The 16336-nt window shown below is 40.4% G+C and carries 18 protein-coding genes; 13 read left to right on the plus strand and 5 right to left on the minus strand.

The features are described 5' to 3' along the window. Positions 1–29 precede the first annotated feature (29 nt). The 7 genes from C1A06_RS00720 (at position 30) to C1A06_RS00750 (ending at position 4591) form a co-directional block, all read left to right on the plus strand. Positions 30–674, plus strand: coding sequence for a DUF4328 domain-containing protein (locus tag C1A06_RS00720; protein ID WP_159461366.1), 645 nt, complete (start codon positions 30–32; stop codon positions 672–674). Between the two features lie 20 nt (positions 675–694). Then, positions 695–1240 (plus strand): hypothetical protein, encoded by a 546-nt coding sequence (locus C1A06_RS00725; RefSeq protein ID WP_145996307.1) that lies wholly within the window; start codon positions 695–697, stop codon positions 1238–1240. A gap of 89 nt (positions 1241–1329) precedes the next feature. Beyond that, complete coding sequence (locus tag C1A06_RS00730) at positions 1330–1953, plus strand: DUF4328 domain-containing protein (protein WP_101688303.1); 624 nt, start codon at positions 1330–1332, stop codon at positions 1951–1953. A 23-nt stretch (positions 1954–1976) separates the two neighbouring features. Next, positions 1977–2672 (plus strand): DUF4328 domain-containing protein, encoded by a 696-nt coding sequence (locus C1A06_RS00735; RefSeq protein ID WP_101688304.1) that lies wholly within the window; start codon positions 1977–1979, stop codon positions 2670–2672. Positions 2673–2684: 12 nt separating this feature from the next. Continuing rightward, on the plus strand, positions 2685–3209 hold the full coding sequence (locus C1A06_RS00740) for a hypothetical protein (protein WP_101688305.1): 525 nt from the start codon (positions 2685–2687) through the stop codon (positions 3207–3209). A 15-nt stretch (positions 3210–3224) separates the two neighbouring features. After that, complete coding sequence (locus tag C1A06_RS00745) at positions 3225–3899, plus strand: DUF4328 domain-containing protein (protein WP_101688306.1); 675 nt, start codon at positions 3225–3227, stop codon at positions 3897–3899. Next, positions 3896–4591, plus strand: coding sequence for a DUF4328 domain-containing protein (locus C1A06_RS00750; RefSeq protein ID WP_101688307.1), 696 nt, complete (start codon positions 3896–3898; stop codon positions 4589–4591). Before C1A06_RS00745 ends, C1A06_RS00750 begins: the two co-directional genes overlap by 4 nt. Positions 4592–4638: 47 nt before the next feature. On the opposite strand, the gene rluF is transcribed toward C1A06_RS00750, so the two are convergent. Next, positions 4639–5637, minus strand: coding sequence for a 23S rRNA pseudouridine(2604) synthase RluF (rluF, locus tag C1A06_RS00755; RefSeq protein WP_101688308.1), 999 nt, complete (start codon positions 5635–5637; stop codon positions 4639–4641). 97 nt (positions 5638–5734) lie between these two features. Continuing rightward, on the minus strand, positions 5735–6454 hold the full coding sequence (locus C1A06_RS00760; protein ID WP_101688309.1) for a hypothetical protein: 720 nt from the start codon (positions 6452–6454) through the stop codon (positions 5735–5737). Between the two features lie 127 nt (positions 6455–6581). Here C1A06_RS00760 and C1A06_RS00765 point away from each other — a divergent pair, with 127 nt between their 5' ends. The 6 genes from C1A06_RS00765 to ruvC all read left to right on the plus strand — a co-directional run bounded on the left by C1A06_RS00765 (position 6582) and on the right by ruvC (position 11999). Beyond that, positions 6582–7802, plus strand: coding sequence for a GNAT family N-acetyltransferase (locus tag C1A06_RS00765; RefSeq protein WP_101688310.1), 1221 nt, complete (start codon positions 6582–6584; stop codon positions 7800–7802). A gap of 85 nt (positions 7803–7887) precedes the next feature. Continuing rightward, positions 7888–8436 carry an RNA polymerase sigma factor gene (locus C1A06_RS00770; protein ID WP_101688311.1) on the plus strand — a complete coding sequence of 183 codons (549 nt, stop codon included), beginning with the start codon at positions 7888–7890 and terminating at the stop codon, positions 8434–8436. Further along, a complete protein-coding gene (locus C1A06_RS00775; protein WP_101688312.1) occupies positions 8426–9730 on the plus strand; it encodes an outer membrane beta-barrel protein in 1305 nt (434 codons plus the stop codon). Before C1A06_RS00770 ends, C1A06_RS00775 begins: the two co-directional genes overlap by 11 nt. An 11-nt stretch (positions 9731–9741) precedes the next feature. Then, positions 9742–10971, plus strand: coding sequence for an LVIVD repeat-containing protein (locus C1A06_RS00780; protein WP_101688313.1), 1230 nt, complete (start codon positions 9742–9744; stop codon positions 10969–10971). 159 nt (positions 10972–11130) lie between these two features. Continuing rightward, positions 11131–11439 carry a DUF4286 family protein gene (locus tag C1A06_RS00785; protein WP_101688314.1) on the plus strand — a complete coding sequence of 103 codons (309 nt, stop codon included), beginning with the start codon at positions 11131–11133 and terminating at the stop codon, positions 11437–11439. After that, entirely contained in the window at positions 11439–11999 is a 561-nt protein-coding gene (ruvC, locus tag C1A06_RS00790; protein WP_101688571.1) for a crossover junction endodeoxyribonuclease RuvC, read from the plus strand. The genes C1A06_RS00785 and ruvC overlap by 1 nt, the downstream gene beginning before the upstream one ends. 37 nt (positions 12000–12036) lie before the next feature. Here the strand turns inward: ruvC and C1A06_RS00795 are convergent, their stop codons facing one another. From C1A06_RS00795 to C1A06_RS00805, 3 genes are all read right to left on the minus strand, one after another. Then, on the minus strand, positions 12037–12684 hold the full coding sequence (locus tag C1A06_RS00795) for an outer membrane beta-barrel protein (protein ID WP_101688315.1): 648 nt from the start codon (positions 12682–12684) through the stop codon (positions 12037–12039). A 135-nt stretch (positions 12685–12819) separates the two neighbouring features. Beyond that, complete coding sequence (locus tag C1A06_RS00800; protein ID WP_245871976.1) at positions 12820–15321, minus strand: TonB-dependent receptor; 2502 nt, start codon at positions 15319–15321, stop codon at positions 12820–12822. A 210-nt stretch (positions 15322–15531) separates the two neighbouring features. Beyond that, positions 15532–16326 (minus strand): hypothetical protein, encoded by a 795-nt coding sequence (locus C1A06_RS00805; protein ID WP_145996308.1) that lies wholly within the window; start codon positions 16324–16326, stop codon positions 15532–15534. Positions 16327–16336 lie beyond the last annotated feature (10 nt).

The raw sequence follows: 16336 nt of genomic DNA on the forward strand, positions 1-16336 counted from the left end.
CGATATAATTGAAAAAATACATGCTAAATATGAACTATCCGATAAAATCGACCCGTCGTCTGGCTAAATTTCTTACTGTACTGATCTGGATATCGATCGTACTGAATATAATCCTTTTTGCAGGAAGTATGTTCTGCGACATATTTTATATCCGCGATCTGGAAACCGAGAGCAATAGCGGAACACATATCTTCTTTGTCCTATTGTTGTGGACCTATGTATTCCTGACGGTTGTGGTGATGTGGCTTGCCGAGTTTATTTCTTTTATGCTGTGGTTTTCGCGCGCTTATATCAATATGTACAAGCAGCGTGCAGGCCTTACTACTTCGCCCCGATGGGCTGTGATGTCGTGGTTTATACCTATCTATAACATTGTAGCTCCTTTGATTTTGATGCGCAAATTATTTGCCGCAACAAACAGCGAGTTGGCTCGTGCAGGACGTTCAGAACGCCTGGAAACTATGCCTTTGGTATGGTGGTGGGTGATGTTGGTGTGCGAATCGGTATTGGTGGTGCTGATTCTGGTACTGAGTTTTATGAAGAACAGCCCTGATTTGCTTCTTCGAATCGAATTTGCAACCTTGTTCTGTTCTACCATTACATCGATATTGTGTATCCGCATCTTGAAATCGTACACGCGCGTTGAGGCTATGTTGGTAAAAGCCATGTCGTGAAAGAACTAAATAAGCTATTGATGAAAAAAATTATCTATTTGGTGTTGATTGTCGGGCTGTCGTTTGCTTCTTGCAACGAGATGACGGATCGTGAGTTGGCACAGCAGATGATAGATGATAGGATTGCAGGAGAGCATATCGAGAGATATGAAGCAATTCAGTTTGGTAAGCTGGATTCGGCTTTCACTGAGGTGCGAAAGACGCTTGATCATCAGGTAGCTTTGATGTCATATGCCATGTATATGAATCTGAAAGTACAATATCAGGGTGTTGACTATGAATTGTCTAAGCTCTATGCCGATAGTGCAGCTATCTTTAAGGCATATTGCGATTCCATCGAAAAGGCTTTCGATAAGCAATGGATAGGTTGGAAGATGAATCATATTTATAGGTCGTGGAATGACCGTAGAGGCGATATTGTGAATTCGTACGATTACTATTTCGATAAAGATGTGAGCCAAATCGTCAGCGTAGAGATGGTTTACCGAAATCTGTTGCTGAAAACTTTTGAGCAGGATAAAGAGTTTTACGGTTTGGAGAAGAAAGTCAGAAAAGGAGTTCGATAGATTCCGAAGAGAATAATTTATATGAAAGTATATCCATATTCGTAAAAGATAACGATATTTGGATAAAATAAGAATATAAAACTACAAACATGAGATATATTGAAACAATAGGACTAATACTTACAAGACTACTTTGGACAACCATTGCATCGCTAATCGTTCTCATCGTGATGAATTGTACACTATTTATGCTCATCGACTATGGTCATATGGAGCAAGGAGCCGAAAACTTTGTGACAGCGATTTTCTCTCCAATTATTTATGCGTTGACAATAGGACTGAGTTTTGCCTCGGTCGCAGCTTTTGTCATCTGGTTTTACGTCATCTATTCGGGACTTATGAGACGAGGTGCCGATTTACAACGATCGGCCGGAACGGCTCTCATATCGTGGTTCATTCCCATCTATAATTTCATAGCGCCGCTGTTTCTGATGAAGAAAGTTTTTCGCGAGACCAATCGTCTACTGGACAAGAAACCGAGCGAAACGGGCTTGCGCGAATCGTTGCTCGATGGCTGGTGGTTTCTGGCTATTACGACAGTCGTATTTTTAATCATCGAACTGGCCTTCAGTCTGCGAAGTTCTACATCGTCGGGTTTGTTCAAAGCCGAATTGATAGGAACAGTTTGTCAGATGATATCGGCATATTTTTGTATTCAGATTGTTAAATTATATGGTAAAGCAGAAGCCGAGTTGAAGAAGAAACAAAAATAGTTCTCATCCTAAATACTTAGTCTATGGAAACACAAATACCTGTCGTATCGAGCGAGAAACGAGCCAAAGCGGCTGTAATGATGATCTACTCCGTGACTATTATTTATGCTGTAAATGTATTGGCTGATATAGCGAACAAAATTTTTTTCGATGGAGCTATCGGTGCAGAGGAAGGTGCTCATGGTGGTATTATTATTACGCTGCTATTTGCTTCGATTGCAGTGATTTTATTAGCTCTTGCCCTTATATCGGTCGTTACATTCATCATGTGGCTGTGGCGTGCATATTCCAATTTATACGCATTGGGATGCCACGATCTGTATAATCGGGCATGGACTGTTGCCGCTTGGTTTATTCCTTTCCTGAATTTATATTTGCCTTACAAGATCATGCAAACCATGTTTAAAGGGATCAATATCCAGTTGATGGGGAAGAGTACTTTATTGCAGAGTTCGACTCAGGCAGATGGAAGCAAAATCGGTGTTTGGTGGACATTGTGGATAATCTCTGGCTTTTTTGGTAATATGGAGATAAAAGCAAATAATCTGCTCAGTATTTTAGGCGAACCATTTCCTACGATACTAAGTATTGTATCGGTTGTATTATTATTCTTTACAGCTAACTATGCCGTACAACTTATAGAAGAATATACACGAGCTGAAAATATATTGTTGAGCGAAGAGGAAGAATCTGACGACAATATTGGAGCTCTGTACTAACTTGCTTTTGCTATGAAAAAGTATATTCCATATTTAGTATTGTATCTGTTATTGTTTTCGTCTTGTTCGAATAGCACTAAAGAAATGAAAGTGCCAGAGACTGATTTTCCGGTCGATAGAACATTCTATAGGATCGGAAAAAATGATAATGTAAGGTATGCTGATCGGTCGCTGAAGATCGTAAACAATATGTATGTACTCAACTACTTGGATAAAGATTATGCAGGGTATCGTATCTCGATGATCGAATACGAAAATGAAGGTAATATTCGAATGAGTTTTGATAAAGAAATAGATCTTGCTGAATATGAAAATAGCAATATCGTTTTGTTTGATAACGATGCACAAGACGCAATTCGAAGTATGTTGATGATAAAAGATCCGAATAGTTCGATATGGCAAATTTATCTTAACGATAATTTGTTGATCCCTTACAAATATAGAGTTGTCGATAGTTTAGATGTTGCTGCCGAAAAGGATAATTCAGTAGTTGTTGGCACGATAAGAGTAAACAGAGATAACATTGATGAAGATTGATTAGAATATAATATTATGGAGCAAACATACACAATTACTTCGAGCGAAAAACGCGCCCGTTTTGCTGTAACATTTATTGTTATAGCAACGGCTTTAGTCGTTGTGCAAAATACATTGGGATATGTAAATGTACAAGCTCTATCTCAGTATAGTGGTCTAGTTAGAGAAGATTTACTGTATATCTACTATACAGTGATTGGGCTCATTGGCTCAGCTGTCGTATTGATGTTTATTGCTTCTTCCGTATCTTTCATTATGTGGTTTTGGAAAGCTTATGGGAATCTAGAAAAGCTGGGATGCTGGACTTTGAGTGCACGGGGGTGGACTATTGGTTGTTGGTTCATTCCTCTGGCCAATCTTTATCTGCCCTATATGTATATGCGCGAAATGTTTGATGGAGCCAATAGGCTGTTAACTGATAAAAACGAGCTGAGTAGAAATCGTGCTTCAACGAAAGCAGTTTTGATCTGGTGGATTCTTTTTGTATCACTGATTTTGTTCAATCAATTGAGCCACGAGTTGATCCCATTTTTGAGGTCGAATAGAATCGCTTATAGCATTGTTATTGCGACTAGTTCTATTCTTGTAGTCATATCGGGAATCTTTGCTGTCAAAATGATCCGTTCGTATGTAGGAGCCGAAAAAGAACTAATGATGAAACCTAATAATGACGATAATCTGAATTTATGATGAAAACAAATACATTTAAATCTACTAAAAGCCTAGGTCTAGCAATTTTGATTCTGCTGCTAGCCAAGTTTGTGCTATTGGCGACAGCTCAACTCCGAAACTTGGTTGTTTCGTGGTTTAGCGAAGTAACCGGTGTTTTAGATCTTGAAGGAATCCAGACAGTCAATATAATCACATCTTTTTTCTCAATGGCTTTGACTATAGCTTTTTTAATATGTTTGATTTGCTGGTCTAGCCGCGTCTATAATAACTATCTCGCTACGCGAGTGGACGACAATGAAGTTACTTCCGCAACTATGGCTGTTGTCTATTGGTTTATACCTCTGGTCAATCTTGTTATGCCTTACATTTTGCTGAAAAGAACAATGGAAGGTATCGATTCCATATTCATTTCGGGAGGCATAGAGCGAAATCGAATAACTTCGAATACCTTGCTTGTCACTTGGTGGATTGTGTTTGTTCTTGTGTTCTTTATTCTTCCTATTGGAGGGCAACTTATACAGATGAATATTGATTACAGATCGATGGGAATGCAAGAGATAGGAATACTTTATTCTGCTATTTGGCTTGTGAATGTAGCTTTTTTGTTTGTCTTTGGGATACTGACATTCTTTTTAGTTCGCTTTTTCCGTCAAGCCGAAAAGCAGATAGGTGTACCACCTCCGATAAATAACGGATTTATAAATTACTGATAAAAAAAGCAGCAATCCGAATTTCGAGTTGCTGCTTTCGCTTTCTATTATTTTTTGCCTTTCGATGTACGCTTTCTAGCATCCGACATTTTCTTGGCTACAGCCTTTACTTTCGAGGCCTTTGACTTGCCGATTCGCAGTCCTGCCGATGGCTTTTTCTTAAACTTCGGTTTAGCCGACTCTTCCTCTTCAAATTTAGGTTTCCTAGCTACACCTTTATCCGGTTTAGGATTTGTTTTCGCTAATTTCGAAACACTGGCAGCCTTACGGTAATTTGTTTTGACGTCGTATTCCTGCAAAGCACGGTTCATAGCCTTGTTGCTTTGAAAATTCTTTATGGCATCCTTTTCAGCATCCAGCATATCGAACAAGCCTTCCAATTCGGCATGTGTCAAATCGCGCCAGTTGCCTTGTCCCAGATCGCCCAGCTTGATATTCATCACCTGAATACGCTCCAGTTTCAATACGTTGTAACCAAAATATTCGCACATACGGCGGATCTGACGGTTCAATCCTTGAATCAATGTGATTTGGAACGTGTACGGATTGATTTCGCGCAGCTCGCAGCGACGAGTCACACGATCCAGAATTGGCACACCTTGCGCCATTCGCTCCAAGAAATCTTTTGTAATCGGTCGGTCAACCTTAACGATGTATTCTTTCTTGTGGTTATTTCCCACACGAAGTATCTTATTTACGATATCGCCATCGTTTGTCAGTAGAATTAATCCTTGCGAATCCTTGTCCAGACGGCCGATAGGGAATATACGTTGTTCGTGGCTGATGAAATCGACAATATTGTCATCTTCTTCAGGATCGGTTGTGCTGACAACTCCTACGGGCTTGTTGAAAGCAATATAAACCGGTTCGATATCATTCTTTATCAGTTCGCCGTTTACCGTAACTTTTTGTCCCGGCAGCACGCGCATACCTATTTCGGCACGTTTGCCATTGACGCGCACCTTACCTTCTTCTATCAGGCGGTCGGCCTCGCGGCGTGAGCAGAATCCTGACGAGCTGATATATTTATTTAATCTGTATTCCATTTCCTTCTTGTATTTTTTTGTTCGAACCCCTTATTTCGCAATAAAGGACTGCAAAAGTACTAAGAAAAACAATAAGTTAGATGATGTATCCGTAATTTTATTTTGTGTTATCTCTAAACCAGCTATCTGTATATTCTTTCTGTTTAATCAAAGTTTCGCTCAAATTCTTATTGTCCCATTTTACATTTGCATATTCATATCTTTCGTACAAGAGATTATATGCTGATTGATGAAAGCCGTAATCGCATAATGTTTTGAAGTGCTGCAATGCCAAGCTATCATTTAGCCTTTTTTGTTGCATTTCTATTTTTATAAGATCGTACAGAGTATCATTGACACAGATTCTGAATTTTCTATGTGTAATTCTATTTTGTTTGATCTTAGACCTAGCTTCTTTTATGGAAGAAACGATTTCATAAACGATACTGTCATTTTTTTCGGCACGGCGTCTTGCCCAAAACTCGTTGTAATATTTTATATCGATTGTCTTATCGTTATATGTCAAGATGAGGCTGTCTATTAATTGTAAAGGATTCTTTTTTATATAAATATCGCGCTCTACAATTGTATTGTTATCAAACCAATCGCTATAGAATTCAAGAAAATTCCAATAACCGAAAGAATTTAGAGTTCTGTGAAGCATTTCTAAGTTTTCAGACTTACGGAGCCAATCATTAGTTAGTAAATTCTCATTTCGTAGAGCGAAAAACGAAGGTTGACTTTCAATATAGTATTGAGACTTTCGTCTGTTATCGCATCCACACAAAATGCAAATAATTACGAATAAACCAATAAGAACTTTAGCTAGCTGTTTCATATTTGTTAGTTATAATCTCTAAGGTAAAATATTGATTTGATGATTCAAATTTTTTCTCTCTGAAAAATCTGGCTTGCATTCAAACTTTTGCTATATTTATGTTTATTCAGTTAAACATTAGAAGTTTATGTCATTCGATATAAAAAACAATCTTCACATAAAACCCGTAACGCCTAAATATCTAGTTCAGTACGATGATTTGATGCGTTACGTATTTCAGGTAACTAAACGTCAGGTCGAAGAAAGCGGATACGAAGAAGGCGAACTTGCCCGTTCGAAACGTCCCGTCCTGATCGATGCCGAAGTGCTGGGCTGGTTCAACGACGAGGATAAGTTGATTTCTACGCTCAGCATCTATCCTTGCGAAGTAAATATACACGGCCAAATCTACAAAATGGGCGGACTAACCGGTGTAGGAACCTATCCCGAATATGCAGGAATGGGACTGATGACCGATCTGATAAAACTTGCTCTGGACAAGATGCGCGAGAGTGGACAATATATATCCTATCTCTATCCTTACTCCATACCGTACTACCGTGCCAAAGGTTGGGAAATCATGTCCGATCATATTTCATTTGAACTGAAAGATACACAGCTGCCACACGCCGTAGATGTTGCGGGGCATATCGAACGTTGCGATGTGATGCATCCCGATGTGATAGAGATATACAATCAATTTTCGAGCATTACGCACGGAACACTTATCCGTCGGAAGATGGAATGGATAGAATACTGGCGTTGGGAGAACGAAGAAGAACGGATTGCTGCAATCTATTACGACGAAAATGATGAGCCTCGAGGCTATCTTTTCTATTGGATAGCAAACGATATATTTCATATCAAAGAAATGGTATATCTGACACAAGATGCCTATCATGGACTGTGGAACTTCGTACGGGCACATTTCTCGATGATCGATTTGCTACGCGGCAATACTTTTACGAACGAACCGCTGGCTTTTCTGCTAGACGACGGACAGATCGAAGAAAAGATAGAACCATATTACATGGCCCGTATCGTAGATGTTCGTAAATTCCTCGAACTATATCCTTACGACGACGATATCCGTCCGTTTCACTTTGTGGTAACCGATCCAATAGCACCTTGGAATAATGGTGTTTTTGGTTTGCAGAGAGGCGATACTACCGACTCGGTACGTATCGTATCCGAACCCGTCGGAAAACCCGTCGAATTGGATATTCAGACCATGTCGACACTGATGATGAGCTACAAATCGCCAAGCTATCTGCACAAGATAGGACGACTCAAGACCGATGCTGCAACACTCCGATTGATCGAAAAACTGATACCTACCGAACAACCTTATTTCTCGGACTATTTCTGATTCGAAAAAATATTTTCAAGCGATGCATCTTTTCAGCCCTTTGCAGCATCATAGATAATGAAGGGATATAATCGTAACGATCCAGATGGATGAACAACAACTGATAGACGGCTGTGTGAAACGCAAGTCGAAGGCGCAGAAGGCATTGTATGATGCTTACGCACCTTTGATGATGAGCGTGTGCATACGTTATGTCCGCGATCGCGATCGGGCTCAGGATGTACTGCAGGATGGTTTCGTCAAAGTTTTCACAAAAATAGATACCTACAATGCATCGGGGCAGTTTGGTGGCTGGATTCGTCGCATTTTTGTGACAACAGCATTGGAGCATTTGCGCAGCAACAAACGTATCGATCAGGAAATAAATATCGACGATCGGGAAATAGCCGATTCGGACTTCGATAACTCAATCCTCGAAAAAATATCGGCCGATTATCTCCTCGAACATATTGCACGTTTGCCCGATGGCTACCGCACAGTATTTAATCTTTTCGGAATAGAAGGTTATACGCACCGCGAGATAGCAGCCATGCTGGGCATCGAAGAAAGTACATCGCGTTCGCAATACAACCGAGCGCGTAAATTATTACAAAATAGTCTACAATCTTTTAACAGGCAGAAAGATGAAAGATAACAGAATATACGACAGAAAACCAGAAGACGATTTTGGAAGGCTTATCGGCGATAAGCTCGAAGATCATCGTATGCCTGTTGACGAAAAAATTTGGTCGGCAATAGCCAACCAGGTCGAGCCGAAGCGAAAAAAGAATATCTGGCTTTATATAGGCGCAGCTGCTGCTATTATCGGAGTGTTGTTTGTTACGAATCCCTTCAGAGATCTTTCGAATGATGAACTTGCGGGAGTAGTAGCAGAGACGCCTATTATAGAGTCGAAAAATGACGATCAGTCGTCCGTTTATCAAGTTGAGGCAGAAGATACGATTGAACCTAAAGCAGAAGTACCAGTCAAGCAATATAAACCGAAAAAAGAGGTAATTGTGACTGAGGATAAAAAGCTGATTACCGAAGAAAAGTATACCGCAGATCAGGATACAATTTATTTTATTCCCGAAGAAGAACTGGTAGTTGCCGTTCAGCAAAACGATGATATCGTGATAGATCGCGAACTGACGCAACAAGAAAAAGACAGTATAGCTGCTCGCAAGAAAGAAATAGCTGATATCTCGTTGGCAGCACTACAAGGGCCAAACATGCCAGATACGCTAGTAGATTTTATCAGAAAAGATGCGGGATGGACACTCGGACTTGCGATGAATGCCGGAAGTGGAGTATCGATGATGAGTTCGGAGGATGGAAATATTTATTTGGATAATAGTGCTCCCGGCTCTGGTATTGGATCTGGCGGTGGTGATTTTGCAAATGCGTTGAAGAACGAGGACTGGGATATAGATGCTAAGATGCCTGTATCGGTAGGCTTTATGGTTAAACGGAATTTTAATCGTACTTTTAGCCTCGAGTCGGGATTGGTTTATACTTATCTGTCGTCCAATTTGAGCAGAGAAGTAGGAGGTGCGAAGAATGGAATGTCGCAAAAAGGAAGTTTGAAGCTGCACTATCTAGGTATTCCGTTGAATGTGACTGCCAACTTGTGGACAGACAAGAAATGGAGTATCTATCTTTCGGGAGGAGGAATGCTTGAGAAGGGATTATCTGCGCGCGAAAAAATGCGTACGTTCAAAAACGGAGAAATGACAGAAGATCTGAACTTGAATTCGACTTGGCTCAGCGGAGTGCAATGGTCGATAAACGGAGCTTTGGGAGTTTCCTACAAACTGACTCGTACTTGGGAAATCTATTTCGAGCCGGGAGTGTCTTACTATTTCGATTCGAATCAGCTTCCGAGTATGCGTACCGAGAAACCTACGATGTTTAACCTGAATGCAGGAATTAAATTTAATCTAAAATAAAATATATGTTTATGAAAAGAATAACTTATTCAATTCTGGTTGTTTTGCTAGGCTTGTTCTACAGCTGCGGCGACGAAGTGAAATATGTATCTTTCAAACTGAACGAGCCCGTATTTATGGATGCTGAGGAGTTTCGCAACGAGGATAAAATAAAGGATATAAAAGAAGCCCGTACAATAACGAAACAAGGTAAAATGTGTTTCTACGAAGGTTATTTGTATATATCTGAACCCGAAAAAGGTATTCATATAATTGACAACCGTGACTCTTCGTCGCCTCAGAATATCGGATTTATAGAACTTCAGGGTAATGTCGATCTTTCGGTCAGAAACAATGTGCTCTATGCCGACGCTTATGTCGATCTTGTTTATTTCGATATTGCTAATCCGGCTGCTCCAGTGTATCAAGGTCGTCTCGAAAATGCATTCCCGAATGCTTTGCCGACAGTGGATAATCAGTACGGATACAATTCGAACGAGGTATTAGGTACCGACAAAGGAATTGTTGTAGGATGGCAAGTAGTGGATAAAACAGAACGTGTAGATGGAAACCTTGTTTACGAAGATGGATTTGTAGGACTTACAACAGGCAAGACCGGTTCGATGGCGCGTTTTGCTATCTATCAGGATTATCTATATTCGGTAATGAATAACGAATTGTATATTTTTAATTTGCAAGGAGATAAACCCGTACGCGAATCGAATCCGATACATGTGGGATGGGATGCTGAAACAATATTCAGTTACAAAGACTGCATGTTCTTCGGAACGCCTCGTGGCATGATTATTTATTCGGTTGCCGATCCGTTGAATCCGGTACGTAAATCCGAGTTACAACACGTTTATGGTTGCGATCCGGTTGTGGTAGAAAATGATATTGCATACGTTACTATATGGTCGGGGAATAACTGTGGCCAGACGGCCGATGAATTGATCATTATAGACGTGAGCGATGTGTCGAATCCGAAACAAATTGTTTCGTACACCATGACCAGTCCTAAAGGATTGGGTATTGATAACGGAACTTTATTTGTTTGCGACGAAGGACTGAAAATATTCGATGCAGCCGATCCGCAGACTATCATGTCTCACCAGTTGGCTCATTTCAAAGATATAAAAGGTTATGATGTAATACCAGCAAATAATGTGTTGATGATGATTGCCGAAGATGGATTGTATCAGTACGATTATTCGGTTCTGACCGACATAAAAGAGCTTAGCAAACTGCCTTTTGGCAACTAAGATACTTCAGTACATACTTTTAAGCAGGCAAAAATCGTACGAAATATTTTCGGCGGTGATTGCCTGTTTTTCTGTTCAAACTTTTTACCTTCGTAGTTGTTATATAGAACTAACATCAAAAAAAGAATTCATCATTAAAATCATTAACTTTGCACAATCATGATTATTTATAACACTACTTACCATATCGAAGACGATATTCACGACGATTATATTGCTTTTGTGAAAGACGAACTAATCCCTCGTGCACTGAAAAGCGGACATCTGAGCAATCCACAATTGGCAATGATACACTCGCAACACGAAGAAAATGGAGTGAGCTATGCATTGCAATTCCGTGTTGATGATTTGGTGAAATTAGAAGAATGGATGCTCGTTTACGGGCAGTCTATCCGCGCAGATATTGCTAAACGTTTTGGCGAAAAAGCACTAGGTTTCATGACTTTATTGGAGGAAGTATCTCTGTGATAGAACGCGAACGCATCATATTGGGCATCGACCCCGGAACTCAGATCATGGGGTACGGCGTGTTGAGGGTAGTAAACAACAAGCCCGAACTACTGGCTATGGGCGTTCTGCAACTCAATAAATACGACGATACATACATGCGTTTGCGACGTATCTTCGAACGTGTATTGTCGCTGGTAGAAGAGTATTTGCCCGACGAACTGGCTATCGAAGCTCCGTTCTTTGGCAAAAACGTACAAAGTATGCTCAAGCTTGGACGTGCGCAAGGGGTGGCTATGGCTGCGGCTTTGTCGCGCGATATTCCGGTCTATGAATATGCTCCGCTGAAAATTAAAATGGCTATTACTGGCAATGGTCGTGCGGCCAAAGAACAAGTAGCCTATATGCTGCAACAATATCTGAAAATTCCGAAAGAGAATATGTTGCCGCAGCTGGATGCTACGGACGGATTGGCGGCGGCTGTTTGCCATTTCTTCGAGACAAATACACCCTCGCAAGAGAAAAAGTTTACAAGCTGGAAAGATTTTATCAATAAGAATCCAGGAAAGATAAAAGGTTGATCCGCAGAGGATCAACCTTTATTATTTTCGTCTTATTTCAAAAAGTATAACTAGCTCCTATACCGATGGATATGGGAGTTGTGTTTTTGAACTTAATATTTTTCTTGTCGATACGCCCAAAGTTGTATGTGCTGTAACCCAGAGCAACATTCAGATCGACGTGTTGCGATATGGGGTAAAGAAATCCTACACGTACTTCGTAATCGAAATGATTATTGACCTTTGTTCCCGTCATGGCTTCGAATCTGTCGAGGTCGAGGCGCGAGTGGGTAAACATAAAACGATTTTCGAGAAAAAGCTTTCTGGCACGAAGCAGTTTGTGATCTTCGCTGACGGGAATGTAAAGCTTCGGCGCAATGAACGGCGAGAAGAACATTCCACGATAAACATCGCGCGCCCAATTTTCGGATGTTTCGAATGATGGATGTTCGGGATTGTAGGAAGGAGCATAGCCTACTTTCTGGTTGAAACCTCCAATCTTAGCACCTACCTCTACTGCAAATATTCCCAGATAAACATATTCATATCCTACTACTCCGGCATAGGTTGCAGGGTTGTTGCGGTCGCTGTTGAAATAGTGCGGACCGACACCCAGATCGAATCCCATATTTATTTTGTGCTCACCTTGTGCCAATACGACCGATGAGGAAAGAATGAAAACAAGAAGTAATACAAACTTTTTCATGACAATTGTATTTATGGATCACTTAAAGTTAATGAAATAGAATGGAATAAAACTTATTATTAGCTAAAAAAAGAAAAACCTATTCTATGCATGACGATCGAATAGGTTTCTTTCTATGTATTGCGTAGCTCTGATTTATTTTGCACCCGATTCACCACCTTGGCTTTGACCGCCCCCACCTACGCTGGTGTCGTCGTTACGAATACCGCGTGCTACTTTTTTGATGCTCGATTTCAGTTCACCGAATCGGAACGAGACGTTGACTCCGAATGTGCGAGCATGCCTTTTAAAATTTGTACTCGAATAGAATGTATCATCTTTCTGACTGCTCGAAAACTCCATTTTGGTTTTGAATGGATTGGATATATATGCTCTGATTGTCAGTTTTTTGTTGATGAATTCTTTTTGCACCGATATATTATGAAAATTAGAGGATATTCCCTTGCCTTGTAGTTGGGGAGGGGCACCAAAGTAACTATAATTTCCACTTAGCTTTATCTCCCACGGTATTGTGTATTGTACGCCCATTTGTGTATAAACACGAAATCCACTATTCGACAACTTTTTCTCGTAATCTACAGTTTTCATGTTGATGTACGAACCATACATATTAGCATAGATTCTGAATTTTTTGTGCGGATTCCAATTGGCATAAAGCGATAAATTGACATTGCGATTTCGCGATGCGTTATAATACGATGTATAGCTCACATTCTCGTAACCATTGTAATCAATTATGTTGGTGATGGATTGTATGCCGTTGTTGGATAATGAATAGGATAAATTGGCATTTAAGTTGAATTTAGGATCGAAAAAACTATAATTCAGATTCAAATTATGGGTTTTTTGAACATCCAGATTCGGATTCCCTTTCGATATATACTGTGGATTGGATGTGTTTTCGTAAGGGTTCAGCTGCCAGATACTAGGTCGCCAGATACGCATATTATATCCTGCACGCAGGGTTTGCGATGGCTTTAGTTGGTAAGTCACTGTAGCCGATGGGACAACATTGGAGTAATCGGCATCGAAGTCGCGTTCGCGATCAATCGGAAATTCGGCTTTCAGCCAAGTGGCCTCGTAACGCAATCCGGTTTTGAATCCCCATTTCTTCAGTTTGAAGCTGTAACCTGCATAGGCACTCAGGATATCCTGGCGATGATCGAAATCGTTCTCGGGACGCTGAGGCATCTGTATCCACTCATTGCTGCCGATAGGCATATATTCGTATCCGCTGATACTGTTGTTCAGGCGGATGATGTATTTCATTCCCATTTCTATAGTATGCTGTTTACCAACTTTGCCGAAAGGTGTAGTAAAGTCGATCTGCATGGTATGCTCTTTCATTGAAGCATCTGTAAATTGTTGCGAGATACTGTCGGGATAATTTACAATTCCTTTGTAGAAATTAGTTGATTTCGAGTCGTCGGGATTGTAGCTGTATCTGTACGAAGAAGTCAGCAACTGATCTTTCTTTTTGAATGTACGCTGATAGTCGGCTCCTAGTGTTGTCTGTCCCCAGTTCATGCGGCTTTTGCCATTGTTTTCGTACGACTGTGTAATATTGTTGTCTGCACTCAGCATCTCCGAGAATGAATAACTTCGGTTATTACTGTTTCCACCATATTTGTCGAAGGAGATATTGATGAGGTTCAGCGTGTCTATTTCGATACTCAATTCGCCCGAACCAAACTGATAATCGCCAGTATATTTCGAGTCGCCATACTGATTGAGATATCTGTTTGTAGTGCTTTGATAAAATTCGCGATACGAGTCGTTTACGCTTTTTCCCGGTCCGTATTGCGAGTAGTTGTAGTTGCCTGTAAATCCGATTTTTCCATATTTCATCATCAGGTATAATCCGCCTCCATATGAATCGTAGCTTCCTGCTCTTGCGTTGATTGTAGCCGTGTATCCGTCCATCGAAGTTTGTTTCTGAGTGATGATGTTAATGATTCCCGTCACACCTTCAGCATCGTACTTTGCACCCGGATCGGTAATCACTTCGATATCTTTTATCGTATTGGCAGGCATGCTTCGCAATACTTCTTTGGGATTGTTGCTAATCATGTTGGATGGTTTGCCGTTCATGTATATCTTGAAACTGGACGAACCTTTCAGCTGTATATTGTCTTCGCCATCTACAGTAACCATGGGTACTTTTTTTAACATATCGATAACGTTGCTGGCTTTTGCTTCCGGATCGTCTTCGATGCTATATGTTATCTTGTCGAGATCTACTTTGACGAGTGGTTTGGCGGCTGTTACCACTACATCTTCTAAGGTTTCCGATTTATCGACCATCTCCACGATTCCCAGATCGATAAGTTTTTCGCCATCCAAGGATAACTCTTTGTTGAGATCCTTCTTTCCTACAAAGAAGGCGTTCAGTATATAGTTCCCACCTTGATTGACAGTCAGTGAAAATCGCCCGTTCTCGTCAGCAGCTATAGCCTTGACAGCTTGTTCGGGAGTTTCTTTTTTACTGATTTTTACTGTGGCATAAGCAATTGCTTCACGTGTGAGCGAATCGGTTAATGTACCTTTGATTGTGTAGGTCGTAGATTGTGCAAAAAGTGCAGAGGTCGTCGAAATGACGATTGTTACGACAAGTGCAAGAAGTCGGTTGTGCATCATATTGGTCGATTAAGTGTTAGTCTGCAATACAAATATTTGGGTCCAAGAAATGTGTGCGCGATTAAAGCGTTTTCAAATTAGTATAAATACTGATACGATTGTTGTGATTAACTTAATTTTAATGTTAAAAGGTTGAATTTTACTACTTATTCAGAAAAATGAAAGGCTTTCAGATTCAAAGATCGAAAGCCTTTTTGTCTTTCCACGAACTTACTTCACTCCTCTATATTTTATGTTGACAAGCATATTGTCCTCGCCTTCCATTTTTATTTTCGTTGGAAATCCTTCTTTATTGTATTCATAAGAGAAAGATGTGCTTACTTGATGATCGTACTCTGAACTCGGATACGCAATGATTTGGCTGGGAGTAAAGACCAATGCTTCGAGTCCATAGTATAATAATATCCATTCCGGAAAATCAATATCTTCAAATGCATTTTTCAGTTCTTCGGTCTGATGCTGATAATCCATGCTAATTTTGAATAAATTTTTAATTTCTCCGCTTGCAGTATCCCGCGGTAAGATGTTGTGTGCAATCGACTTTACCCGTCCGAGCGAATCGTACAGATATCCGGCTTCGTAGCCAAGGCCATCGATAGACAGCAGTTGTTTATGATCATTGAACGTCAGTGTCGTTTTAGTGGAATCGGGTGCATATAGCTGAATTGTATTTTCGTCCAGATAATAGATGCTGGCTTCTTTTGATCGGATATCCGGATTTCCGCTTATATGACTTGTATGCACCAAGCGACCATCTTTCCCATACTTGAAACGTATACTATCGGTCAATTGAGCCTTCGTGCCATTTGTAAGATGCGTGAAGATGATATCGAACCCGATGAGTTGATTATCTGTGTTGTATAGAAATTTGTAGATCCGAGTGTCGTCATTCTCCTGAGTCATAGTTATCTCATCAGGCAGCCACGCCGAAGTCCGTTCCGAGCAGCCTATGAAAATAGTTGTTAGTGTGATGAGGATAATTGTGATGATTGGAATTCTTTTCATGTTGTTCTTA

This window comes from Dysgonomonas massiliensis (assembly GCF_900240225.1).
GTDB lineage: Bacteria > Bacteroidota > Bacteroidia > Bacteroidales > Dysgonomonadaceae > Dysgonomonas > Dysgonomonas massiliensis.

Bases quoted from the DNA above. Each gene is read 5' to 3' on its own strand.
- C1A06_RS00720 (WP_159461366.1), top strand. From the start codon at position 30: ATGAACTATCCGATAAAATCGACCCGTCGTCTGGCTAAATTTCTTACT.
- C1A06_RS00725 (WP_145996307.1), top strand. From the start codon at position 695: ATGAAAAAAATTATCTATTTGGTGTTGATTGTCGGGCTGTCGTTTGCT.
- C1A06_RS00730 (WP_101688303.1), top strand. From the start codon at position 1,330: ATGAGATATATTGAAACAATAGGACTAATACTTACAAGACTACTTTGG.
- C1A06_RS00735 (WP_101688304.1), top strand. From the start codon at position 1,977: ATGGAAACACAAATACCTGTCGTATCGAGCGAGAAACGAGCCAAAGCG.
- C1A06_RS00740 (WP_101688305.1), top strand. From the start codon at position 2,685: ATGAAAAAGTATATTCCATATTTAGTATTGTATCTGTTATTGTTTTCG.
- C1A06_RS00745 (WP_101688306.1), top strand. From the start codon at position 3,225: ATGGAGCAAACATACACAATTACTTCGAGCGAAAAACGCGCCCGTTTT.
- C1A06_RS00750 (WP_101688307.1), top strand. From the start codon at position 3,896: ATGATGAAAACAAATACATTTAAATCTACTAAAAGCCTAGGTCTAGCA.
- rluF (WP_101688308.1), bottom strand. From the start codon at position 5,637: ATGGAATACAGATTAAATAAATATATCAGCTCGTCAGGATTCTGCTCA.
- C1A06_RS00760 (WP_101688309.1), bottom strand. From the start codon at position 6,454: ATGAAACAGCTAGCTAAAGTTCTTATTGGTTTATTCGTAATTATTTGC.
- C1A06_RS00765 (WP_101688310.1), top strand. From the start codon at position 6,582: ATGTCATTCGATATAAAAAACAATCTTCACATAAAACCCGTAACGCCT.
- C1A06_RS00770 (WP_101688311.1), top strand. From the start codon at position 7,888: ATGGATGAACAACAACTGATAGACGGCTGTGTGAAACGCAAGTCGAAG.
- C1A06_RS00775 (WP_101688312.1), top strand. From the start codon at position 8,426: ATGAAAGATAACAGAATATACGACAGAAAACCAGAAGACGATTTTGGA.
- C1A06_RS00780 (WP_101688313.1), top strand. From the start codon at position 9,742: ATGAAAAGAATAACTTATTCAATTCTGGTTGTTTTGCTAGGCTTGTTC.
- C1A06_RS00785 (WP_101688314.1), top strand. From the start codon at position 11,131: ATGATTATTTATAACACTACTTACCATATCGAAGACGATATTCACGAC.
- C1A06_RS00795 (WP_101688315.1), bottom strand. From the start codon at position 12,684: ATGAAAAAGTTTGTATTACTTCTTGTTTTCATTCTTTCCTCATCGGTC.
- C1A06_RS00800 (WP_245871976.1), bottom strand. From the start codon at position 15,321: ATGATGCACAACCGACTTCTTGCACTTGTCGTAACAATCGTCATTTCG.
- C1A06_RS00805 (WP_145996308.1), bottom strand. From the start codon at position 16,326: ATGAAAAGAATTCCAATCATCACAATTATCCTCATCACACTAACAACT.